We start from the raw sequence: 23,590 nt of genomic DNA, 5'->3' as shown, positions 1-23,590 counted from the left end.
GAAGGCCTCTGGCATGATACCTGGCGCGACACGAAAAGCCCCGCGTAAAAGCAGGGACGGCGCAACAGCACAGAGCAGGTTATGATTGGCGTCATGACCCTGCCCGCCTCCCTCTCCGATTCCGCCAGCCTGTCCGCCCCTTCCGCCGTGTGCGAGGTGCGCAACTCGTCCATCCATGGCCAGGGCGTGTTTGCGCTATGCGCCATCACGCCCGGTGAACGCATCATCGAGTACACGGGCGAGCGCGTGAGCTGGGAGGAAACCTGCCGCCGCAATGAGGAAAAAGGCGGCCCCATCAACCATACCTTCTTCTTCAGCCTGGATGACGGCATGCTCATCGACGGCGGCGCGGGCGGCAACGAATCGCGCTGGATCAACCATGCCTGCGAGCCGAACTGCGAAGCGGTCGAGGAGGATGGCCGCGTCTTCATCCACGCCCTGCACCCGATCGCGCCCGGCGAAGAACTCAAGTACAACTACGGCCTGATTTACGAAGCCCGCCACACCGCCGCCGTCAAGCGCGCCTTCGCCTGTTTCTGCGGCGCGCCCACTTGCAGCGGCACCATGCTCGCGCCCAAGCGCGGCAAGAAGGGACGTTGATCCCCTTCTTGCCGCCCGCCACGCGCACCGGCTAGTAGCGTCCCTGCTCCAAGTCTTCCAGCCGCTGCAGCGCGCGCTGCACCTCGCCCAGCGCATCGGCCACCGGCGGGTGGTTCTGCAAAGCGAATTGGCGCCGCTTGAGCAGCTTGTCGCGCAAGCCGGCCATGCCGCCATACACGCGCAAGACCTGGGTCGCCGCCACGACCTGTCCCTTGGGCTTGCCGTACAACTCCTTCAGCGTGGCGAAGTCCCCTTTTGAGGGCGCAATCACATCCTTGTCCCGCCGGCAGGGATTCACTTCCGGCGGCTTTTGCACATAGTACTTGGCTGCGAAGTTGTACTGCATGATGGAGAACTTGTCGTAGGCGCCCACCGTCTGGTAGCGGATGGTCAGATCGGTAAGCGGCGCCAGGTTGAGCGCGGCATCCGGCTTGGCCCACCCCTGGTCGCTGGCCAGCGTATCGATGTCGATCCAGCCCGCGCAGACCTCGGCTTGAAACTCATGCAGCAGCCCCAGGGCATGGCCAAACTCATGGCCCACGGTGAAGTCCAGCTGGTCCAGATCGTTCAGCGCCAGCTTGCCAAGCACTTCCGGCAAATTCACGGTGACGTCGTAGCGCACGCCCCTGCCCTCGCCGACCGGCGGAAAATTGCTCTGGCGTCCGATCAGCGACCAGTTGCCCTGGCGTTCCTGGCCGGGGAAGTAGCGCAGGGCCGCATCCTGGCCATTCAGCGAGACCCGGATATCGGCCGTCTCCGCATTGACGCAGCGGCGCGTCTTGCCGGACGCCTCGTAGAGGTCGAGCGCGATGCGGGATGCCTTGTTCCAGCGCTGCGCGCTTTGCGCCACGGCCAGGCGCGCCGCTTCCTCGCCATTCCAGAAACACACGGAGATTTTGTCGCCGGTCCACAGCGCGGAATTCTGCGCGATCGATCGGGCGGCCGCAATGCTTTCCGCGAAAAAACCGGATTTTTCCGCGTTGCGATCGGCGACGGCGATGGCATCCAGGATCAGGCGCTCAAACACGCCGGCGGGATTGGCGGCCAGCACGCTGTCGCTGGCCTGGCAGGACGCCGCGCACAGCAGCAGCATGCCGGCCAGGGGGCGCAGTCCGGCCGGCGTCCTGCGCGCTGTCATTTATTGGCCCCTTTGATGGCCTCCGCCTGCTTCAGCAGCTCCGTCATCGCCGCCACGCCCGCCAGCGGGTCCGCCGTGCCGTCGGTCTTGACCGAGACCCCGCATTCCGAATGCATGGTAATGACGCCCTTGAACGGATAGTGCACGTACTGCAGGAAGCCGGGATCGGCCACGCGGACGATTTTGACCAGCGGCTGCCGGCTCTTATCCGGATAGCTGACCGTGATGGTGGCGCTGCGGCAGGCCGAATAGAAATACGCGCTGGTTTTTTTGCCCCAGGGGTAATCGTCCACCGGAATCGCGTCGAGCGGCACGCCCTGCAGCTCCACCTTGATGCAGGCGCTGGCCGGGTCGGCTTTATCGAAGCGCGCGGTAAACGATTGCGACGCTTTTTTCATCAATGCGGCGCTCAGATCGACCGTGGCGACTTCGCCCAGCTTGGCGCTGCAGGAGTCGGCACCGGCCGCTTGCGGCTGCGACGAGGGCGCGGCCATGGCGACCGCCTTCGCCACCAGTCCACCGACGGCGGTGATGGTGTCTTTCAGATTGTCTTTGGTTTCGCTGCCGCCGCTCGCATAGCGTTCGCTGTTCTCCGGCTTGGTGATGGTGATCTTGGTGGTGTTGAGCAGGTTATTGACGGGTTCGATGCCGATCTTGAAATCGCGGGCCTCGGTGGGCGTGGAGGCGATGACATAGGTCAGTGGACCAGGCTTTTGCGGATCTTTGGGTTCCTGCACGCTGACGCTGACGACGGAGGCGTTGCGGTAATAGGAGTCGGCGATGTTTTCCTTGTAGGCCGCCGGCGTGCCGCTGTCGATCTTATGGTAGACCAGTTCGGGCTTCGCGGCGCAGCCGGCCAAGATGCAGCTTCCCAGTACGCAATAAATTCTTTTCATTGCATTTCTCCCCAGTAAGTTGATCCAAAACGCCGTCAGAAACTAGCATTTTGAAAGATGTTTTTTTACAAACAGTACAACTTGCGGGAGTATGGGGCAAGACGGGATGCATAGACGAAATTGCTTATTATTAAAAGCAATTTGTTGTCATATAAATACAATTCAACCAGGCAGGCGCTGGTCTGTAAGACCAGCGGGCGGGAGAAGCGGCGACGGCCGTTTCTCCGCGCAAGGGACTACAAATTACAGCTGGCCCAGCATGGTTTCGGCGTTCGAGACTTCGAACTTGCCGCCCTGCTCGACGTTGAGCTGCTTGACCACGCCGTCTTCCACCAGCATGGAGTAGCGCTGGGAACGGGTGCCCATGCCGAATTTGCTGAAGTCGGCGTCCAGGCCCAGGGCCTTGGAGTAGGCGGCATTGCCGTCGGCCATCATGCGCACGGTGCCGGTGGCTTTCTGGTCGCGGCCCCAGGCGCCCATCACGAAGGCATCGTTGACCGAGATGCACCAGATTTCATCGACGCCCTTGGCTTTCAGCTCGGCGGCGTGCTTGACATAGCCCGGCACGTGCTGGGCCGAGCAGGTGGGGGTGTAGGCGCCTGGCAGGCCGAAGATGGCGATCTTCTTGCCCTTGACCAGATCCTGCACATTGAAGGTGTTCGGACCCAGGGCGCAGCCCTCGGTCTCGGTTTCGATAAATTCAGACAGGCTGCCTTCCGGCAGGGTGTCGCCGATCTTGATGGTCATGGCGTGACTCCTCTTTTCTAATGTGGAAATAAAAAAACCGCGCAGCGCGCGGCATGCCCCGGCAGCAGTATGCCAGAGCCGAATAAAGTGTGCAGAAATGCCCGCGCCGCCGCGCCGTTCCGGGTAGGAAGCGGGCGGCGGCGCGGCCGACCGGGCCGGTCTAAACCGGCTTAGTCAGCCTGCTTGCGCAGGAAGGCTGGAATGTCGTAGGTTTCCATGCCATTGTTTTGCAGCGCGCGCACCTGTTCGGATGCGGATTCTCGGCGCCATACGGCCGGCGCTTTCATGCCGTCGAAGGCTTGCGCGCCGCCGCCGGTCAGGCCGCCTGCCGCGCCCATCGACACGGAGGTGGTCGCGGCGCCGCCGCCCAGCGCTGCCGACGGGGTCAGCGGGCTGTTGTGGGTGCCGGTGCGCAGCACTTGCTGGGGCACCAGTTGCACATGCTTCTTGCCCTTGCCCAGGCCGGTCGCCACCACGGTGACGCGGATCGCGTCGCCCATCTCGTCGTCGTAGGCGATGCCTTGGGCGATCGACGCGTCCGGCGCGGCGAAGGCGCGCACGGCGGCCATGACTTCCTTGATTTCCTTACCTTTCAGGCCACGGCTGGCGGTCACGTTGACCAGCACGCCGCGCGCGCCCGACAGGTCGACGCCATCGAGCAGCGGCGAAGCCACGGCTTGTTCGGCGGCGATGCGCGCGCGGTCCACGCCGGAGGCGGTGGCGGTGCCCATCATGGCCTTGCCCTGCTCGCCCATGATGGTCTTCACGTCGTTGAAGTCGACGTTGATATGGCCCGGCACATTGATGATCTCGGCGATGCCGGCCACGGCGTTGTTCAGCACGTCGTCGGCGTGCTGCAGCCACTCGATCAGGCTTTCGTCTTCGTAGATCTCTTCCAGCTTCTCGTTCAGGATCACGATCAGCGAGTCGACGTTCTGCGACAGCTGTTCCAGGCCTTCTTCGGCGATGTCCATGCACTTCTGGCCTTCGTGCGAGAAAGGCTTGGAAACCACGGCGACGGTCAGCGCGCCCAGGGACTTGGCCACTTCGGCCACGATGGGCGCGGCGCCGGTGCCGGTGCCGCCGCCCATGCCGGCAGCGATGAAGACCATGTGCGCGCCGCGCAGGGAGTCTTCGATGCGGCTGCGCGATTCCTCGGCCAGTTGGCGGCCGACGTCCGGTTTCATGCCGGCGCCCAGGCCGCTGTCGCCGATCTGGATCAGGTTATTGGCCTTCGACGCGGACAGTGCCTGCGCGTCGGTATTGGCGGCGATGAATTCCACGCCGCTCATGCCCTTGTTGATCATGTGCTGGACCGCATTGCCGCCGGCGCCGCCAACGCCGACAACCTTGATGACCGTTCCCAGTGCTGCGTTATCGACCATATCGAACTCCATGATGTACTCCTAAAGAATGCGGTTTTCAAGCGCCAGTGCTCATATCGGTAGGAGAACTGGGGATTGAAAACTGCGTTTGTTTATCAATATCCTTAAAGCTTTGCTCTTGTACTGCCCTGCCACTACAAAAAAATCAGAAGTTCCCGAGGAACCATTCCTTCATGCGCTGCCAGACCGCCTTCACCGAACCGTCCTGGCGGGTCACGATGTGGCCGCGCAGGTATTGCTTCTTCGCTTCCTGCAGCAGGCCCAGGACCGTGGCGTAGCGCGGGCTGCGCACCACGTCGGCCAATTGGCCGCGGTAATCCGGCGTGCCCATGCGCGCCGGCTTGAGGAAGATGTCTTCCGCCATTTCGACCATGCCGGGCATGATGGAGGTGCCGCCGGTCAGGACGATGCCCGAGGACAGCACGCCTTCATAGCCGGACTCGCGCACCACCTGGTGCACCATCGCGAACAGCTCTTCCACGCGCGGCTCGATGACGGCAGCCAGCGCCTGGCGCGACAGATTGCGCGAGCCACGGTCGCCCAGGCCCGGCACTTCCAGGTGTTCGCCAGGGTCGGCCAGCACCTGCTTGGCGACGCCGTAGCGGATCTTGATTTCTTCCGCTTCGGCCGTCGGCGTGCGCAGGGCCATGGCAATATCGTTGGTGATCTGGTCGCCGGCAATCGGAATCACCGCCGTGTGGCGGATCGCGCCGTCCGAGAACACTGCAACGTCGGTGGTGCCGCCGCCGATATCGATCAGCACCACGCCCAATTCCTTCTCGTCGGTGGTGAGCACGGCGTCGGCCGAAGCCATCGGCTGCAAGATCAGGTCCGATACTTCCAGACCGCAGCGGCGCACGCACTTGACGATGTTCTGCACCGCGCTCACGGCGCCGGTGACGATATGCACTTTCACTTCCAGGCGGATGCCGCTCATGCCGATCGGCTCGCGCACGTCTTCCTGGCTGTCGACGATGAATTCCTGCGGCACGGTATGCAGCAGCTGCTGGTCAGTCGGGATATTGACCGCCTTCGCCGTTTCGATCACGCGCGCCACGTCGGTCGCGGTGACTTCCTTGTCCTTGATGGCGACCATACCGCTGGAATTGAAGCTGCGGATATGGCTGCCTGCGATGCCGGCATAGACATTGCGGATCTTGCAGTCGGCCATCAGCTCCGCCTCCTCCAGCGCGCGCTGAATGGATTCGACCGTCGCCTCGATATTGACGACAACGCCCTTCTTCAAGCCCTTCGATTCGTGCTGGCCCAGGCCGATTACTTCGTGGCGTCCATCGGCCATCACTTCGGCCACCACCGCCACCACCTTGGAGGTGCCGATGTCGAGGCCGACGATCAGGTTTTTCGCGTCTTTAGTCATTTCCTATGCCTACTGTAAATTCACTCATTCTTTTATTTGCCGGTTTTCTTCTCGGCCGGGATTTTCAGTCCCGTCGCGCTCAAGGCCAGTCCGTTCTGGTAGCGCAAATCGATCGTTTCAATATTCTGTACCCGGCTTGCCAGCTGCGGCCAGATGCCCACCAGCCGGTCCACCCTTTCCTTGAGCATGCTGTGGTGCTGCTCCCGGCCCAGCGCCACGCTCATGCCGTTATCCAGCTTCACCGTCCACGCGTAGCGGCTCGACAGCGCCACGCTTTCCGGCTCCAGCTTGATCGGCTCGAACCACTTGCGCAGTTCGGCATAGCGCGCCAGCACTTCCTTCTCGCTGCCGTCCGGTCCCGAGAACTCGGGCAGCTCGTGATCCTCTTCCGCCTCGGCCAGGTTGGCGGTGAACACATCGCCCTTGGTCGAAAGCAGGCGGCCATCCTCGCCCCAGGTGCCGAGCGCCTCATGCTCTTCCAGCGCCACGATCAGCTGGTCGGGCCATTCGCGCCGCACGGTGGCGCGGCGCACCCAGGGCACGGCTTCGAACACCTGGCGCACCGTCTCCAGGTTGGCGGTGAAGAAGTTGCCCCGGATGCGGCCCTGCGTGCCGTTGCGCAGGGTCAGGTGGTTCACATGCTTCAATTCCGTCTTGTCCAGCGTCTCAACGCGGATGGTGCGCAAATCGAATACAGGACGCTGCGATACCCACCACACGCCGCCGGCCGCGCAGGCCAGCAGGGCCAGCGCAAACAAGCCGCTGGCGGTCGCGTTGAGGGCTTTCACGTCATGCCACATCTGTCTCTCGCTCCTAGGCTTTCGCCAGTTTCAGGCGCGCCGCGCGCAGGATTTCCACGCACAGGTCTTCATAACTCAGGCCGGTGGCGCGCGCCGCCATCGGCACCAGCGAGTGGCTGGTCATGCCGGGCGAGGTGTTCACCTCCAGCAGGAAAGGCGTGTTGTCGCTTTCGCGCAGCAGCACATCGACGCGGCCCCAGCCCTCGCAGCCGACGGCGCGGTAGGCCAGCAGCGCCAGGCGCTGCATCTCGGCCTGCATGGCGGCGTCCAGCTGCGGCGGGCAGAAATACTGGGTGTCGTCGGTGAAGTACTTGTTCTGATAATCGTAATTGCCTTGCGGGGCGACGATTTCCACCACCGGCAAGGCGCGCGCGTTCGCGCCGCCGCCCAGCACGGCCACGGTGAATTCGCGGCCGCTGACGAAGCTCTCGGCCAGCACGGAATCGTCCAGCGCGGCGGTGGCGTCGTAGACGGCCTGCATGTCGGCGGCGTCCGTGACCTTGGTGATGCCGATGGTCGAGCCTTCGTGCGGCGCCTTCATCATCAGCGGCAGGCCCAGTTCAGCAACCACCTGGGCCAGGTCGGAGCCGGCGTCCAGCTGGGCGTAACCCGGCGTCGGCAGGCCGGCTTTCACCCACAGGTTCTTGGTGGTGATCTTGTCCATGCCGACGGCGCTGGCCATCACGCCGCTGCCGGTGTAGGGAATGCCCAGCAGTTCCAACGCGCCCTGGATGCTGCCGTCCTCGCCATAGCGGCCGTGCAGCGCGATGAAGACGCGGTCGAATTGTTCGGCTGCCAGTTCGGCCAGCGAACGCTCGCCGGTGTCGAACAGGTGGGCGTCGATGCCATGGCTTTGCAGCGCGGCCAGCACGCCGGCACCGGACATTTTCGATACTTCGCGCTCGGCGGAACGGCCGCCGTACAGCACGCCGACCTTGCCGAATGCTTGCGCTTCTTGTGCAGTAATCTTGTTCACGTCAGACCTTTTGATACGTAGTCAGTTTGTTCGGCACGCCGCTGATCGAGCCCGCGCCCATGGTCAGCACGACGTCGCCGTCGCGCACCACATTCATGATCGTCTCCGGCATATCGGCGATGTTCTCCACGAACACCGGCTCGGCCTTGCCGCGCGCGCGGATGGCGTGCGCCAGGGCGCGGCCGTCGGCGGCCACGATGGGCTGCTCGCCCGCCGCGTAGACATCGGCCAGCACCAGCACATCAACGCTGCTCAGCACCTTGGCGAAATCCTCGAACAGGTCGCGCGTGCGGCTGTAGCGGTGCGGCTGGAAGGCCAGTACCAGGCGGCGGCCGGGATAGGCGGCGCGCGCGGCGGCCACCGTCACCTCGGTCTCGATCGGATGGTGGCCGAAATCGTCCACCAGCGTAAAACTGCCGCCATCCGGGATGGCGATCTCGCCGTATTTGGTGAAGCGGCGTCCCACGCCGGCGAAACCGGCCAGGCCGGCCTGGGTGGCGCTGTCCTCGACGCCGATTTCGCGCGCGATGGCGACGGCCGAGCAGGCGTTCTGCACATTGTGCATGCCGGGCTGGTTCAGCACCACGTCCAGGTCGGCGTAGCCTTCCTGGATCACGGTGAAGTGCATCTGGGTGCCGACGGCGCGCGCGTTCACGGCGCGCACTTCGGCGTCCTCATGGAAGCCGTAGGTGGTGATCGGCTTGGTCACATGCGGGATGATGGCGCGCACATGGGCGTCGTCGATGCACAGCATGGCGCGGCCGTAAAACGGCAGGCGGTGCGTGAACTGCACGAAAGCCTGTTTGAGCTTTTCGAAATCATGCTCATAGGTTTCCATGTGGTCGGCGTCGATATTGGTGATCACCTCGATCATCGGCGACAGATTCAGGAAGGAAGCGTCCGATTCGTCCGCCTCGGCCACCAGATAGTCGCCGGTGCCCAGCTTGGCGTTGGCGCCGGCCGCGGTCAGGCGGCCGCCGATGACGAAGGTGGGATCGAGGCCGCCCTGGGCCAGCACCGAAGCCACCAGGCTGGTGGTGGTGGTCTTGCCGTGCGTGCCGGCGATGGCGATGCCGCGCTTCAGGCGCATCAGCTCACCGAGCATGACGGCGCGCGGCACCACGGGAATCTTGCGGCTGCGCGCGGCCACCACCTCGGGATTGTCTTCCTTGACGGCGGTGGAGGTGACGACGGCGTCGGCCGCGCCGATATTCTCGGTGGCGTGGCCCTGGTGCACGGTGGCGCCCATATCGCTCAGGCGCTGGGTCACGGCATTGCTGCCCAGGTCCGAACCGCTGACGTTATAGCCCAGGGTCAGCAGCACCTCGGCGATGCCGCTCATGCCGCTGCCGCCGATGCCGACGAAGTGAATGTTTTTTACCTTGTGTTTCATGCTGCTTCTTCCAATACTTTTGCGATCGCGTCGTTGGCGTCGCGCTTGCCTGCTGCCCGCGCCGCTTCAGCCATTTGCTGGCAGCGCTCCCGCGTCAGCGTCTGCAGCAGGGCCGCCACGCTGTCCGGGTTCATATCCGTTTGCGGCAGATGGATGGCAGCGCCCTGCCGCGCCATCCACTGCGCATTGTCGCGCTGGTGGCTGGTGGTCGAAGCCACCAGCGGCACCAGTACGCTGGCCACGCCCGCCGCCGTCAATTCGGAAACGGTAATGGCGCCGGCGCGGCAAACCACCACGTCGGCATTGCTATAGGCTTGCGCCATATCGTCGATGAAATCGACCACGTTCGCAGCCACTTGGGCCTGGGCATAGGCGGCGCGCAGCGCGTCGATATTCTTCTTGCCCGACTGGTGCGTGACCACGGGGCGCAGCGCCACGGGGATGCGCGCCAGCGCGGCCGGCAGATTGTCGTTCAGGGCTTTCGCACCGAGGCTGCCGCCCACCACCAGGATGCGCAGCGGGCCGCCGCGGCCAGCGAAGCGCTCGGCCGGCGCCGGCAGCGCCAGGATTTCCTTGCGCACCGGATTGCCGGTGACGGTGGCCTTGCCGGCGGCGCTGCCGAAATCGGCGGGGAAGCCGAAGCATACCGTTTTCGCCATCGGCGCCAGCGTCTTGTTGGACAGCAGCAGGGCCGCGTCGGCATTCACCAGGACAAGCGGCACGCCGCGCAGGCGCGACATCATGCCGCCCGGGACGCAGACGTAGCCGCCCATGCCCAGCACCACGTCCGGCTTGCGGCGGCCGATATAGCCGAAGCAGTCGGCGAAAGCGCCCAGCATCCTGAACGCGCCGCCTATCGTATGCAGCAAGCCCTTGCCGCGCATGCCGCTGAAGTGGATGGCGTCCATCGCCACGCCGTTCTTCGGCACCAGTTCCTGCTCCATGCCGTGCGAAGTGCCCAGCCAGCTCACTTCCCAGCCGCGCGCGCGCATGGTCTGCGCGATCGCCAGGCCGGGGAAAATATGGCCGCCGGTGCCGGCCGCCATGATCATCAGTCGTTTCATAATCTGCCGCCTCGCATCAGGATACGGTTCTCGTAGTCGATCCGGAGCAGGATCGCCAACCCGACGCAATTGATTAATACGCCCGTGCCGCCATAGCTCATCAGCGGCAGGGTCAGGCCCTTGGTCGGCAGAAGACCGAGGTTCACGCCCATATTGATAAAGGTCTGCACGCCGATCCAGATGCCGATGCCTTTCGCGGTCAGGCCGGCAAAGGTCTGGTCGATGGCGATGGCCTGGCGGCCGATGTCGAAGGCGCGCTTGACGATCCAGTAGAACATGGCGATCACGATCAGCACGCCCACCAGGCCCAGCTCCTCGCCGATCACCGCCAGCAGGAAGTCGGTATGCGCTTCCGGCAGGTAGTGCAGCTTTTCCAGGCTGCCGCCCAGCCCAACGCCAAACAACTCGCCGCGCCCGAAAGCGATCAGCGAGTGCGTCAGCTGGTAAGCCTTGTTCAGCGCATTCTCTTCTTCCCAGGGATTGAGGTAGGCGAAGAAGCGGTCGCGCCGGAATTTCGACAGCGCGATGATGGAGACGAAGATCGTCACCAGCATGGCGCCGATGCCGCCGAACCAGATGGCGTTGACGCCGCCCAGGAACAGGATGCCCATGGCGATGCAGACGATCACGCCGAAAGCGCCCAGGTCGGGTTCCAGCAGCAGCAAGAGGCCGACCAAGCTGACCGCCAGCGCCATCGGCATGAAGCCCTTGGTCAGCTTGTGCATGTATTCCTGCTTGCGCACCGTGTAGTCGGCGGCGTACAGCACCACCACCACTTTCATCAGCTCGGAAGGCTGGAAGTTCATGATCTTCAGCGACAGCCAGCGGCGGCCGCCGTTGACCACCACGCCCAGGCCGGGAATCAGCACCAGCACCAGCAGCACCAGGGTGCCGATGAACATGTACGGCGCACCGCGCTGCCAGTCCGCGATCGGAATGCGGAAGGCGATGGTGGCGGCCAGCGCCGACAGGCCGATGAAGATGGCCTGGCGCGTCAGGAAGTAGGAGTTCTTGTAGGCGGCGAACTTGGGCGAATCGGGCAGCGAGATCGAAGCCGAATACACCATCACCATGCCCAGCAACATCAGCAGCAGCGTGACCCAGATCAGCGGCTGGTCGTATTCCATCATCTTGGACTGCCGCGCGCGGCTCTCCATCGCCGACGAAGCCGACGAGGAGCCAAAGCGGAATGGCAGTTGCAGCGGCATCAGAGCTCCTGTCCCGCATCAAGCGCCAGTTCGCGCACGGTGTCGATAAAGACCTGGGCGCGGTGGGCGTAGTTCTTGAACATGTCGAGGCTGGCGCAGGCGGGCGACAGCAGCACGGCGTCGCCGGCATGGGCCAGGGCGGCGCCGCGTTTCACGGCGTCTTCCAAGGTGGCGCAATCTTCCAGGCGCGCGCCGCTGTCCGCCAGGGCGGCGCGGATGGCCGGCGCGTCGCGGCCGATCAGCAGCACGGCGCGCACATAGCGGCTCACCGGCTCGGCCAGCGGTTCGAATTCCTGGCCCTTGCCGTCGCCGCCGGCGATCAGCACCAGGCGCTGGTTTTCACCCGTGAAGCTCTTGCCCAGGCCATTCAGGGCGGCCACGGTGGCGCCCACATTGGTGCCCTTGCTGTCGTCGTAGAACTCGACGCCGTTGATGGCGCTCACCAGTTCCACGCGGTGCGGCTGGCCCTTGTATTCGCGCAAGCCGTGCAGCAGCGGCGCGAAAGGCAGGCCGATGGCGCGGCACAGGGCCAGCGCCGCCAGCGCGTTGGAGGCGTTGTGCATGCCGCGAATCTGCAAGGCGTCGGCCGGCATCAGCTTCTTGATCTGGCATTCCACCGGTTCCGGCAGCGGATCGTTCTTGCGGCGCTTCTTCGGTTCCTGCTCCTCGCTTGGCTCGGCGGTGGACAGCCAGAAGATGCCGCGCTCGTTGACCAGGCCGAAACTGCCCGCCAGCGCCGGTTCGTCGATGCCGAAGCTGACGTTCTCGCCCACCGGATTGGCCATCTTCATGACCCAGGCGTCGTCGCGGTTCAATACGCGCACGCTGGTTTCGCCGAAGATGCGCGCCTTGTCGGCGGCGTAGGCGGCCATATCGCCGTGCCAGTCCAGATGGTCCTGGGTCACGTTCAAGACGGTGGCGGCGTCGGCGTTCAGGCTGAAGGTGGTGTGCAGCTGGAAGGACGACAGCTCCAGCACCCAAGCTTGCGGCAGGGTGTCGTCGGCCATGGCTTCGCGCAGCACGTCCAGCGCGGCCGGGCTGATATTGCCGGCCACGCGGGTCGTCAAGCCGGCGCGCTCGCACAGCTGGCCGGTCAGGCTGGTGACGGTGGTCTTGCCGTTGGTGCCGGTGATAGCGATGACTTTCGGCGCGTAGGCGCGCTCGTCCTTCAGCCATTTCAAGGCCTGGGCGAACAGCTCGATCTCGCCCCACACGGGGATGTTCTTTTCGGCGGCGGCCGGCATGATGGCGGCCAGCTCGCGCTTCGGACCCAGGCCTGGGCTGACGGCGACGAAGTCCACGCCGTCCAGCAGGGCCGCGTCGAAGGGGCCGGAAATGAACTGCGTGCCCGGCAACTGCTCGCGCAGCGTGGCCAGGCGGTCCGGCACAGGGCGCGTGTCGGCCACGCGCAGCAGCGCGCCGCAGCGGGCCAGCCACTGCGCCATCGCCAGGCCGGATTCCCCCAGCCCGAGTACCAGAGCGATTTTGCCGTTATAGATCATCAGCGCAGTTTCAAGGTAGAGAGACCGATCAGGACCAGCATCATCGTGATAATCCAGAAGCGCACGACGACCTGGGTTTCTTTCCAGCCCTTTTGTTCAAAGTGGTGGTGCAAGGGCGCCATCAAGAACACGCGGCGGCCGGTGCCATAGCGTTTTTTCGTGTACTTGAACCAGCCCACCTGGATGATGACGGACAGGGTCTCGGCCACGAAGATGCCGCCCATGATGAACAGCACGATTTCCTGACGCACGATGACGGCGATGGTGCCCAACGCGCCGCCCAGCGCCAGCGCGCCGACGTCGCCCATGAAGACCTGGGCCGGGTGGGTGTTATACCAAAGGAAGGCCAGGCCGGCGCCCACCATCGCGCCAACGAAGATAATCAGTTCGCCCGCGCCGGGAATGTGCGGAATGAACAGGTATTTGGAATAGGTGGCGCTGCCGGTCAGGTAAGCGAACAGGCCCAGGCCCGAACCCACCATCACGGTCGGCATGATGGCCAGGCCATCCAGGCCGTCGGTGAAGTTGACCGCGTTCGAGGTGCCGACGATGACGCAGTAAGTCAGCGCGATGAAGCCCCACACGCCCAGCGGATAGCTGATGGTCTTGAAGAAGGGCACGATCAGGTCGGCCTTGGGCGGCAGGTCCATCGAGAAGCCCGACTGCACCCAGGCGAAGAACAGCTCGAACACCTTGGCCGGCGTGGGTGCCGAGACCGAGAACGCCAGGTACAGCGCGGCGCCGATGCCCACCAGCGACTGCCAGAAGTATTTTTCGGCCGAACGCATGCCTTCCGGGTCCTGGCGCACCACCTTGCGGTAGTCGTCCACCCAGCCCACGGCGCCAAAGCCGACGGTCACGATCATCACCGGCCAGATCAGGCGGTTCGACAGGTCGCACCACAGCAGGGTGGCGACGCCGATGGCGATCAGCACCAGCACGCCGCCCATGGTCGGAGTGCCGTGTTTTTTCAGGTGGGTCTCAGGACCGTTGGTGCGCACCGCCTGGCCGTATTTCATCTCGGTCAGTTTGCGGATCACGGCGGGACCGGCCAACAGACCGATGAGCAGGGCCGTGATGGTGGCGAACACCGCGCGGAAGGTGATGAAGTTGAAGACGCGCAGGAAGCCTATGTCGTCCTGGAACATCTGTGCGAGCCAAAGCAGCATGATTAGTGTTTTCCTATGTTAGCTTGTTGCGATCCAATCAAATGCTGCACGACCCGTTCCATCTTCATGAAACGGGAGCCCTTGATCAATACCGTTGCATCCGGCCCTGCCGCCGCATCCACCGCGGCCAGCAAAGCATCGAATTCTTCAAAATGGCGGGCCTGCGGAAGCATATGCTTCGCCAGCTCGCCGGTTGCCAGCACCGTTTCGATGCCTTTTTGCGCCGCGTAAGCGGCAATCTCTTCATGGAACTCGCGTCCCTGCGTCCCCACCTCGCCCATATCGCCCACCACCAGCACGCGCGGCGCGGCGGACTGCGCCAGCACGTCGATGGCGGCGCGCATGGAGTCGGGATTGGCGTTGTACGTGTCGTCGATCACGGTGGCGCCGTTCGTTGCCAGCTTCTTCTGCAGGCGGCCGCTGACCGGTGCAAAGCTTTGCAGGCCTTGCTGGATGGCTTGCGGCGCGATGCCCGCCGCGTGGGCGCAGGCGATGGATGCCAGCGCGTTCAATACATTATGGTCGCCCGCCGCCTGCAGGCTGACCGTAAATGACAGTGCCGCTTCGCCCTGGCGGCGTACGCTGACGGACAGCTCGCTGCCAAAGGCATTCGCGGCATAGGTGCAGCTGACGTCCGCCTCGGCTTGCAGGCCGAAGGTGATGACGCGGCGGCCGGCGGCCAGTTCGCGCCAGAGCGGCGTGAATTCGTCGGCATGCGGGAAGACCGCCACGCCGTCGGCGGGCAGCGCGGCCAGCACGCTGCCGTTTTCGCGCGCCACCGCTTCCACGGTGTGCATGAATTCCTGATGCTCGCGCTGGGCGTTGTTGACCAGGCCGATGGTCGCCTCGGCGATGACGCTCAGGCGGCCGATCTCGCCGGGATGGTTCATGCCCATCTCGACCACGGCCGATTTATGTTCCGCGCCCAGGCGGAACAGGGTGAGCGGCACGCCGATCTCGTTATTCAGGTTGCCGCGCGTGGACAGGCGGCCGTCTTCGCCATGGGCGGCGGCCAGGATGGCGGCGATCATTTCCTTGACCGTGGTCTTGCCGTTGCTGCCGGTGACACCGATCAGCGGCAGACTGAATTGGCGGCGCCAGAAATTGGCGATCTGGCCCAGGGCCACCAGGGTGTTCGGCACCACGATGGCCGGCAGCGCGTAGTCTTCCGGCAGTTCCTCGGCCACCACGGCGGCCACGCCTTTTTCCGCCAATTGAGGCAGGAAGCTGTGGGCGTCGAATACCTCGCCGCGCAGGGCGACGAAGAGGCAGCCTGCGGGCGCGCTGCGGCTGTCGGTGCAGACGCCGTCGACGGCCAGTTCCAGCGCGTCGTCATTGGTCTGGGCGCGATGGATCAAGGTCGCGTCCGGAATCGCCTTGAGCAGTTGGGCAAGCGTGGCGCGCATCAGTTGGGCCTCATCATGGTGAGGCGGGCCGACAGCGCCAGCTGGGCGTGGTCGGCGTCCGAGAACTGCAGCTTCTTGCCCTTGATTTCCTGGTACGGCTCATGGCCCTTCCCTGCCAGCAGGATCACGTCCGGCTTGGCGGCATGCTTGATGGCCGAGAGGATGGCGGCGGCGCGGTCTTCCACGGTCTGGAACACCGAGCTGGGATGGTTCCGGTCCATGCCGGCCACGATCTGGGCGATGATCTGGTGCGGGTCTTCGCTGCGCGGATTGTCGCTGGTGACCAGCACATGGTCGGCCATCTGCGCGATGCGGCCCATCTGCGGGCGCTTGCCCGGATCGCGGTCGCCGCCGCATCCGAACACGCACCACAGCTGGCCGCCGCGCTCCTGGGCCACCAGGCGCAGGGTTTCCAGGGTTTTCTCCAGCGCGTCCGGGGTGTGGGCGTAGTCGATGATGATCATCGGCGCATCCTGGCCGCCGACCTGCTGCATGCGGCCAGGGGCCGGCACCAGGGCTTCGATGGCTTCCACGGCGGCGCGCAGCGGCGCGCCTTTCGCCAGCAGGGTGCCCAGCACGGCCAGCGCATTGCTGACATTGAACTGCCCCACCAGCTGGGTCTTGACGGTGGCGGCGCCCTGCGCCGACTCCAGCTGGAATTCGGTGCCCAGGCTGCGGCTGCGCAGTTGGCCCGCGCGCAGCATCGATACGCCAGCGATATCGGCCAGCGTAGCGGCATCGGCCAAGGTGTAGCCGGTGATGGCGGTGGCCGGATTGTTCGCTTTGACGTGCGCCACCAGGCGCAGGCCGGCCGCATCGTCCAGATTGATGACGGCGTGCTTCAGGCCCGGCCAGGCGAACAGCTTGGCCTTGGCGGCTTCGTAGTTTTCCAGGTCGCCGTGATAGTCGAGGTGGTCGCGCGTCAGGTTGGTGAAGATGGCGGCGTCGAAGTGCATGCCGGCAGCGCGCTCCTGATCCAGGCCGATGGACGAGACTTCGATCGCCAGCGCGGCCGCGCCTTCGTCGCGACTCTCGGCCAGCTTGCGCGCCAGCAGCACGGCGTCCGGCGTGGTGTAGCCGGTGACGTCGAATTCGGCTTCGGCGCGCGGACGGAACAGGCCAACGCCCAGCGTGCCGACGACGGCGGTGACATCACCCAGGCGCGACAGGGCCTGGCCCAGCCACACCGCGCAGGAAGTCTTGCCGTTGGTGCCGGTCACGCCGGCGGTAAACATGGCGCTGTCGGGCATGGCGTAGAAGGCGTGGGCAATCGGGCCTGCCTGCTTTTTCAGGCCGGCCACGGCCAGGTGCGGCACATTCCATGCCGCGTCCCAGCTGGCGCCCTGCTCTTCATACACCACGGCGGCGGCGCCCTGGGCGATGGCGGCGGCAATATAGCCGCGTCCATCGCCGGCTTCGCCGGGATAGGCAAAAAACACATCGCCCGCCTTGATGCGGCGGGAGTCCGAGGCCAGCTGGCCTTGCGGCGCGGCTTGTTGAATCCAGTTGCTGATTTCTTTGATGGTCATGGCTGTCATTACATGGCCTCCGGTCCGGTATCGGTCGGGATCACGATTTCGGTGACGGAAGAATCGGGCGGCACGTTCATGGCGCGCAAGGCGTTGGCTGCCACGGCGGCGAAAGTCGGCGCTGCGACCTGGCCGCCATAGTGGCCGCCCTGGGTCGGTTCGTCGATCATGACTGCGATGATGAAGCGCGGCGACGACATCGGCACCATGCCGACGAAGGAGCCGATGTATTTGCGCGGAATGGCGTAGCGGCCGTTTTCCACCTTGTAGGCGGTGCCGGTCTTGCCGCCGGCGCGGTAGCCGGGAATCTGCGCCTTCTTGGCCGTGCCGTGGTCGCCGGAGACGACCGACTCCAGCATCTCGCGCATCTGGCGCGCGGTCTGCGGCTTGATGATCTGCTGGCCCGCCGGCAGGTCGTTCACTTTCTCGAACGAGAGCGGGATGGTGTCGCCGTCACGGGCGAACATCATATAAGAGCGCGCCAGCTGGATCAGCGACACCGAAATGCCGTTACCGTAGCTCATGGTGGCCTGTTCCACCGGGCGCCAGGATTTATAAGGACGCACGCGGCCCGCCACCGCGCCGGGGAAGCCCCACTTCGGCTGCTGGCCGAAACCGACCTTGGTGAACATCTCCCACATTTCCTGGGACGGCATGCTGAGCGCCATCTTCGAGGTGCCGATATTCGAGGACATCTCGATGATCTGGGCCACGTTGATGACGCCATGGCCTTTGGTGTCGGTGATGGTGCGGTCCAGGATGGTGTAGCGGCCAGGCCCGGTATCGATCAGGGTGCTCGGCTTGACGCGGCCGCTGTCCAGCGCCAGCGCCACGGTGATCGGCTTCAGCGTGGAACCCGGCTCGAAGGAGTCGGTCATCACGCGGTTGCGCAGCTGGGCGCCGGTCAGGGCGCGGCGGTTGTTCGGGTCGTAGCTCGGGTAGTTGGCCAGCGCCAGCACTTCGCCGGTGTGCACGTCCAGCACCACGGCGCCGCCGGCCTTGGCCTTGAACTTCTCCACCGCGTCCTTCAACTGGGTGTAGGCGATGTACTGGATCTTGCTGTCCACCGACAGGGTCAAGTCCTTGCCGTCGTGCGGCGCGCGCGTGGTGCCGATATCCTCGACGATGTGGCCCAGGCGGTCCTTGATGACGCGGCGGCTGCCGGGGATGCCCACCAGATTCTTCTGCTGCGCCAGCTCCATGCTTTCCTGGCCCACGTCTTCCACATTGGTGAAGCCGACCACGTGGGTCATCACTTCGCCCTGCGGGTAGAAGCGCTTGTATTCGCGGCGCATCACGATGCCGTCGATATCGAGCTTGGCGATCTTGTCGGCCACTTCCTGCTCCACCTGGCGTTTCAGGTAGATCAGATTGCGGTCGGAATCGAGCTTCTTGCGCAGCTCGGCCTCGCTGATTTCCAGCAGGCCGGCCAGGGCGCGCAGTTTTTCCGGCGGCGCTTCCAGCACGTTGTCGGGCACTGCCCACACGGCTTTCACCGGTACGGACGAAGCCAGCACCTGGCCGTTGCGGTCCATGATCTTGCCGCGCGTGGCCGGCAGGTCGAGCGTGAAGGCGTAGCGGCTCTCGCCCTGTTTTTGCAGGAACTGGGTGGACACGCCCTGCAGCCACAGGGCGCGGGCGCCAAGCGCGGCAAAGGCGGCAAACATCACGAACAGCACGACGCGCGAGCGCCATACCGGCAGACGCACTGCCAGTACGGGGCTCTTGCTGAAGGCGACGCCCTTGGACGCCGCCACACGCGAGCTGCCTGCGCTGCCGCCACGGATCATTCGCCGCCCTCCGTCAGGTATTGGGTACGGTTGGCCGTGAGCTGGGTCATGCCCAGTTCGCGGTGCGCGATCTCTTCGATACGGGCATGCTTGCCCAGGGTGGACTGGTCCAGCTGCAGCTGCGCCCATTCGATGTCGAGCTGGCGCGCGCGCAGCTTGGAGCGCTCCAATTCGATGAACAGATGGCGCGCCTGATACTGCGCGTTCACCACCGACAGGGCGCACCCTACCAGGATGGCGACCAGCACCAGGCTGATTTTGCCGCTCATTGCGCGCCCTCCGGCAGCGGTAGGCGGCGCGCCACGCGCATCACGGCGGAACGCGCGCGCGGATTGGCTTCCACCTCGGCGTCGGATGGCTTGATCTTGGCCAGCAGCTTCATTTCCGGCTGCGGCAGGTCGACGGCGCGGATCGGCAGGCGGCGGTCGGGCTGCGCCACATTCGCCTTGGAGGCGAAGAAGCGCTTGACCATGCGGTCTTCCAGCGAGTGGAAGCTGATGATGGCCATGATGCCGCCCGGAGCCAGCGCGTCGAAGGCCTGGTTCAGCCCAGCCTCGAGGTCTTCAAGCTCTTTATTGACGAAAATCCGGATAGCCTGAAAAGTGCGGGTTGCCGGATCCTTGCCCTTCTCCCGTGTTTTGACCGCGCCTGCCACGATGCCGGCAAGCTGTCGTGTGCTTGAAATTGGCTCGACTGCCCGGCGAGCAACAATCGCCTTTGCAATCTGAAAAGCAAACCGTTCTTCCCCATAATCTCTAATCACCTTTTCCAGTGTCTGTTCGGTTTCAGTGGCGAGCCACTGCGCCGCCGACATGCCGCGCGTGGTGTCCATGCGCATGTCGAGCGGGCCGTCGTTGCGGAAACTGAAGCCGCGCGCGGCGTCGTCCACCTGGGGCGAAGAGATGCCCAGGTCGAGCAAAATGCCATCCACGGCGCCAATGCCACGGTCGGCCAGGGCAGCGGCCATGGTGGCGAAGCTGTCGTGCACGATCGTGAAACGGGAATCGGCCACCTGCTCGGCGGTGGCGATGGCTTGCGGGTCTTTGTCGAAAGCGATCAGGCGCGCGTCCGGTCCCAGGCGGGACAGGATCAGGCGGCTATGGCCGCCACGGCCGAAGGTGCCGTCGATGAAGGTGCCGTTGGCGCGCGCGCCGGCCAGGTCGAGCGCGTCGACCGCTTCATCTAACAGCACCGTACGATGCTGGAATTCTGGCACCGCTGTAGTCGTCATGGATGGCGGGCCTTAGAAAGAAAAATCGGAAAGGGTGTCGGGCATGCCGGCATCGATGGTGGCCTGCTCGTTCTCGGCGCGTTTGGCCGGATCCCAGATCTCGAAGTGGGTCAGCATGCCGGACAGCAGGACTTCGCGGCCCAGGCCGACGGCGTCGCGCAGCTCGGGCGCGATCAGGATGCGGCCGGCCGAGTCCATCTCGACGTCGCAGGCGTTGCCGAGCAGGATGCGCTGCCAGCCGCGGGCCGACATGGGCCAGGCGGCGATCTGGTCGCGCTTGGCTTCCCACACATGGCGCGGGTACATCAGCAGGCAGCCGTCAGGGTGTTTGGTCAGCGTGAGGCGGCCTTCGCACTGGATGGTCAGGGCGTCACGGTGCTTGGCGGGGATGGACATCCTGCCTTTCGCATCGAGATTGATTGCGGACGCGCCTTGGAACACGGGAACCTTCTTGACCTCAGTTTTGGTTAGCCAACTTGTGCCTGGAATTTCTCACCAAAAAATCCCACAAAACGACACTTTTTCACACAGATGCCCACTTTAGAGGATGGACTGATAGTGGTCAAGCGATTTCCGGCTAGCAAAACAGGGATTTTACTAATGAAATTAAGGACTTAGCGCCGATCCTTGAAGCAAGCTCCAGTAAAAATACCTCTACAAATCAGGACATTATGAAAGATAGTGAAAGTGCTACCTTATCTGGAAGGCGTTTTTGGGCGTCGCAAAATGGACAAAATAAAAATCAGAAAAAGCCATTAAGTTGCCCGTCAACAACGTGGCCTTAGTGTTTTTGCAAGATACCAAAAATCTTGGTTTAATGAGTAAAAAACAGGCAAAAAATGGGGGCGATCTCGGGGAAAAGTCCTGTCTGCCACGCTTTGCGCGCGATCCGAAGCTGGGGTTCTCAGGTGGGAATAGTGCTCTTTCGGCCTAGCCAGTGCTTGATTCTTCAGCAAAATTTTTATTGCCACAAACCAATTTGTATATACAATTTATAGATGCTTTTAACTGCCCGGCGCCAGCGCCGGATGCCGTCATTATACCGGCCGGCGCTGGCGATCCAGAAAAGCGTATCAGTCGTACAAAGCCGCTACCGACAGGCCGCTGAACGGCTGTTTCGCGTCCAGCATGATGTAATACCAGCGGCCGGCGGCGGGGCTGCCGATGCCGATATTTTCAGCATTGCCGGCGCCGGCTGACAGCGCATCGTACGATGCCGTCGTCGGGTAGCGGTCGAGCGCCAGGTAGAGATTCGCATCGCCGCTGCCGCCGCCGCTGACCACGCGCACGTTCTTGGCGCCGGCCGGCAGCATCAGGAAGACATAGCTGCGCGAGCTGGAAGACAGATTGCGGATCGCGCAGTTCTTGCCCAGATAGCTGGCGGAGGAACAGGTGGGCAGCGCGCCCAGTTCATCCGGCAGCTGCGGTTCGCCGGCCGTGGTGGCGGCATCGGCCCAGGCGGCGAATTCGCTGTCGTAGCCGCTGCCGATCTGGCGCACCAAGTCCTGATAGCGGCTGTAGTCCCCCGTGCGGAACCTGGCCAGCACATTCTCCACGTCGCCGCGGTGGCGCTCCATCATGAAGCGCGCCGCCATATAGCCCCAGCGGTAAGCCCGGTCGACGTAGTCGTTCATGCTGTAGGTATTGCCGAAGATTTCACTGAGCTTGTATTTGCGACTGCGCGCCATATCGATGGCGGCCTGGTTGTTATTGCGCAGCGAGAGGTATTCGGCAATGCCCTCGATCCACCACACCGTCGGCACCGAGGTGCTGGCGCCGAAGTCGCCATACATATTGAAGCGGCCATCGAGGTAGTGCACGTACTCGTGCTCCAGGTTCCATACCTTGAAGCTGGGACGCAGCCACGAAGCCTCGTGGGCGATGAAGCGCGCCTGGTTGCCCGCTTCGGCTGGATTGCCCTCCAAATACATGCCGCCGTTATCGGTATCGATATCGTAGATGATGCCGGCGTATTTGCTGTAGTTGCTGTAATCGTCGAAGACCACCAGCTCCAGCGCCGTATTGTTATCGTGCGCCACCGGCGTGCGCTTGGTCTGCAGCATGGCGTGCACATAGCCCTCCTCGTTGGCCAGCGCCGTGCACACTTCCTGCACCTGGGCCGCCGTCATTTCCTGGGCGCGCAGGCGCAGGCTGGGGCTGCAGGCATGGTTCACCTTGAGCACCTCGTTCGCCAGCTGGGCCTCGAAATTGCAGGTGCCGTACTGGCTGCAACTGGCATTGTCGTAGTACTTCACGGCCTGGGCGGCGGCCAGCCACAGCATGGAATCGGCGCCGGTCATGGTGGTCGTCGCCAGCATGTTCTGCACCATCGGCTTCACGCCGGACTTCAAGGCGGCGTACTGCAGGAAGCGGAAGGCCTCGTTGGCCGCGTCCTGCAGCTGGAAGGCGGCATAGCTGCCCAGTAGGGCCGTCTTATTATTCAGCAGGAAGGTGTTCAGCGTGCTGGCGTAGGACAGATCGCTCTGCAGCAGCGCCGCGCCGCCGGGCGCCGTGTGGGCGGTAAACAGCACGATCAGGGCGCCGGTCAGGGCGCCGCTGACGCTCTCCTGCTTCAGCGCCTCGGCCGCGTTGGGGAAGCCGGCGCGGTTGGTAAACCGCGTCACCACGCCCTTCACGTCCGCCACATGGTAGGGCGTGTCGTTCATGTTCGTAATCAGCTTGAATACTTCCAGCGCGGTGGAGGGCGCCACCGTATTCGGTTGATACAGGCTGTTGCCCTGCACCAGTTGGCGGATGCTGGCGCGCAGCGGCGCCAGCAGGGAGGCCGGCAGCGCGGGCTGGGTGCCGCCGCTGGCCAGGTAGTAGCCGGCGCGCAGATACAGCACCAGGTTGACCACGGCCATATTGCCGGCGTTGTAGCTGGCGGCCTCGCTGGCCAGGCGGCTGGCGACGGCGTTCAGGTTGGCGCTGGAATAAATCGTGGCCGCCTGCGCCGAAGTCAGGGAAAACAGCGGATAAGTGCATTCATAGTCCGGCAGGCCGACCAGATAACTGGCCAGGGCCGCGCCGCTGTAGGTGGCCAGCTTGTTCATATCCTTGCAGTCCTCGGTCGCCGCCAGGGACTTGGCGCTGGCGCGCTGGTTGCGCGGCAGCAGGTCGTTGCGCGGCTTCTTGCTGACCGAGAGGCCGTAGCGCGACTGCTCGTCGGACGGCGGCAAGGTCTGGCGCTGGTGCGGCATGGGCGCCTGCTTCAAGCGCTCCTGGTGCGCGTGGGGATGGGCCACGCCGGTGTCGGCTTGGGCCGCCGCGCCAGCCAGCAAAGCCGTCAGCAAGCCGGCCGTGAATGCGGTATTCCGTGAAAAAGACATATCTACCACTCCTCTATATGGGTGCGTGCCTGATGTTCGTTTTATGGAA

Annotated in this window: 20 protein-coding genes; 1 reads left to right on the top strand and 19 read right to left on the bottom strand. The window is 64.2% G+C overall.

Going from position 1 to position 23,590, the window contains the following annotated elements:
• Window positions 1-81: 81 nt before the first annotated feature.
• A complete protein-coding gene (locus FHS03_RS11470) occupies window positions 82-600 on the top strand; it encodes an SET domain-containing protein (RefSeq protein ID WP_371871653.1) in 519 nt (172 codons plus the stop codon).
• A gap of 31 nt (window positions 601-631) precedes the next feature.
• Here FHS03_RS11470 and FHS03_RS11465 read toward each other — a convergent pair whose 3' ends face one another.
• The 19 genes from FHS03_RS11465 to FHS03_RS11375 form a co-directional block, all read right to left on the bottom strand.
• Window positions 632-1,738 carry a zinc metalloprotease gene (locus tag FHS03_RS11465; RefSeq protein WP_183441100.1) on the bottom strand — a complete coding sequence of 369 codons (1,107 nt, stop codon included), beginning with the start codon at window positions 1,736-1,738 and terminating at the stop codon, window positions 632-634.
• Entirely contained in the window at window positions 1,735-2,634 is a 900-nt protein-coding gene (locus FHS03_RS11460; RefSeq protein WP_183441099.1) for a hypothetical protein, read from the bottom strand. The genes FHS03_RS11465 and FHS03_RS11460 overlap by 4 nt, the downstream gene beginning before the upstream one ends.
• A gap of 243 nt (window positions 2,635-2,877) precedes the next feature.
• Window positions 2,878-3,381 (bottom strand): peroxiredoxin, encoded by a 504-nt coding sequence (locus FHS03_RS11455; RefSeq protein WP_183441098.1) that lies wholly within the window; start codon window positions 3,379-3,381, stop codon window positions 2,878-2,880.
• Window positions 3,382-3,551: 170 nt separating this feature from the next.
• Window positions 3,552-4,778 (bottom strand): cell division protein FtsZ, encoded by a 1,227-nt coding sequence (gene ftsZ, locus FHS03_RS11450; protein WP_183441097.1) that lies wholly within the window; start codon window positions 4,776-4,778, stop codon window positions 3,552-3,554.
• Window positions 4,779-4,911: 133 nt separating this feature from the next.
• The gene (gene ftsA / locus FHS03_RS11445) at window positions 4,912-6,144 is read right to left on the bottom strand and encodes a cell division protein FtsA (RefSeq protein ID WP_050409309.1); all 1,233 of its coding nucleotides are present in this window, start codon (window positions 6,142-6,144) and stop codon (window positions 4,912-4,914) included.
• A gap of 32 nt (window positions 6,145-6,176) precedes the next feature.
• Window positions 6,177-6,944 (bottom strand): cell division protein FtsQ/DivIB, encoded by a 768-nt coding sequence (locus FHS03_RS11440; protein ID WP_183441096.1) that lies wholly within the window; start codon window positions 6,942-6,944, stop codon window positions 6,177-6,179.
• A gap of 13 nt (window positions 6,945-6,957) precedes the next feature.
• Window positions 6,958-7,920, bottom strand: a complete 963-nt coding sequence (locus FHS03_RS11435) for a D-alanine--D-alanine ligase (RefSeq protein ID WP_183441095.1) — start codon at window positions 7,918-7,920, stop codon at window positions 6,958-6,960.
• 1 nt (window position 7,921) lies between these two features.
• Entirely contained in the window at window positions 7,922-9,313 is a 1,392-nt protein-coding gene (murC, locus tag FHS03_RS11430) for a UDP-N-acetylmuramate--L-alanine ligase (protein WP_183441094.1), read from the bottom strand.
• Complete coding sequence (gene murG, locus FHS03_RS11425) at window positions 9,310-10,377, bottom strand: undecaprenyldiphospho-muramoylpentapeptide beta-N-acetylglucosaminyltransferase (RefSeq protein WP_229426162.1); 1,068 nt, start codon at window positions 10,375-10,377, stop codon at window positions 9,310-9,312. The genes murC and murG overlap by 4 nt, the downstream gene beginning before the upstream one ends.
• Window positions 10,374-11,585, bottom strand: a complete 1,212-nt coding sequence (gene ftsW, locus FHS03_RS11420; protein WP_183441093.1) for a putative lipid II flippase FtsW — start codon at window positions 11,583-11,585, stop codon at window positions 10,374-10,376. Before ftsW ends, murG begins: the two co-directional genes overlap by 4 nt.
• Window positions 11,585-13,087, bottom strand: a complete 1,503-nt coding sequence (murD, locus tag FHS03_RS11415) for a UDP-N-acetylmuramoyl-L-alanine--D-glutamate ligase (RefSeq protein ID WP_183441092.1) — start codon at window positions 13,085-13,087, stop codon at window positions 11,585-11,587. Before murD ends, ftsW begins: the two co-directional genes overlap by 1 nt.
• Entirely contained in the window at window positions 13,087-14,256 is a 1,170-nt protein-coding gene (mraY, locus tag FHS03_RS11410) for a phospho-N-acetylmuramoyl-pentapeptide-transferase (RefSeq protein WP_183441091.1), read from the bottom strand. The genes murD and mraY overlap by 1 nt, the downstream gene beginning before the upstream one ends.
• A 2-nt stretch (window positions 14,257-14,258) precedes the next feature.
• Window positions 14,259-15,662 (bottom strand): UDP-N-acetylmuramoyl-tripeptide--D-alanyl-D-alanine ligase, encoded by a 1,404-nt coding sequence (locus FHS03_RS11405; protein ID WP_183441090.1) that lies wholly within the window; start codon window positions 15,660-15,662, stop codon window positions 14,259-14,261.
• Window positions 15,662-17,200 carry a UDP-N-acetylmuramoyl-L-alanyl-D-glutamate--2,6-diaminopimelate ligase gene (locus tag FHS03_RS11400; protein ID WP_229426161.1) on the bottom strand — a complete coding sequence of 513 codons (1,539 nt, stop codon included), beginning with the start codon at window positions 17,198-17,200 and terminating at the stop codon, window positions 15,662-15,664. Before FHS03_RS11400 ends, FHS03_RS11405 begins: the two co-directional genes overlap by 1 nt.
• Window positions 17,200-18,981 (bottom strand): peptidoglycan D,D-transpeptidase FtsI family protein, encoded by a 1,782-nt coding sequence (locus FHS03_RS11395; protein ID WP_183441089.1) that lies wholly within the window; start codon window positions 18,979-18,981, stop codon window positions 17,200-17,202. Before FHS03_RS11395 ends, FHS03_RS11400 begins: the two co-directional genes overlap by 1 nt.
• Entirely contained in the window at window positions 18,978-19,250 is a 273-nt protein-coding gene (gene ftsL / locus FHS03_RS11390) for a cell division protein FtsL (protein WP_050409319.1), read from the bottom strand. Before ftsL ends, FHS03_RS11395 begins: the two co-directional genes overlap by 4 nt.
• Entirely contained in the window at window positions 19,247-20,212 is a 966-nt protein-coding gene (gene rsmH / locus FHS03_RS11385) for a 16S rRNA (cytosine(1402)-N(4))-methyltransferase RsmH (protein WP_183441088.1), read from the bottom strand. Before rsmH ends, ftsL begins: the two co-directional genes overlap by 4 nt.
• Before the next feature lie 12 nt (window positions 20,213-20,224).
• Complete coding sequence (gene mraZ / locus FHS03_RS11380; protein ID WP_183441087.1) at window positions 20,225-20,653, bottom strand: division/cell wall cluster transcriptional repressor MraZ; 429 nt, start codon at window positions 20,651-20,653, stop codon at window positions 20,225-20,227.
• 632 nt (window positions 20,654-21,285) lie between these two features.
• Window positions 21,286-23,541, bottom strand: a complete 2,256-nt coding sequence (locus FHS03_RS11375) for a M9 family metallopeptidase (RefSeq protein ID WP_183441086.1) — start codon at window positions 23,539-23,541, stop codon at window positions 21,286-21,288.
• Window positions 23,542-23,590 lie beyond the last annotated feature (49 nt).

The organism is Pseudoduganella violacea, assembly GCF_014191875.1.
Classification (GTDB): domain Bacteria; phylum Pseudomonadota; class Gammaproteobacteria; order Burkholderiales; family Burkholderiaceae_D; genus Rugamonas; species Rugamonas violacea_A.
The sequence above is the reverse complement of the archived record's forward strand: the minus strand, read 5'-3'. Positions and strand labels throughout refer to the sequence as shown.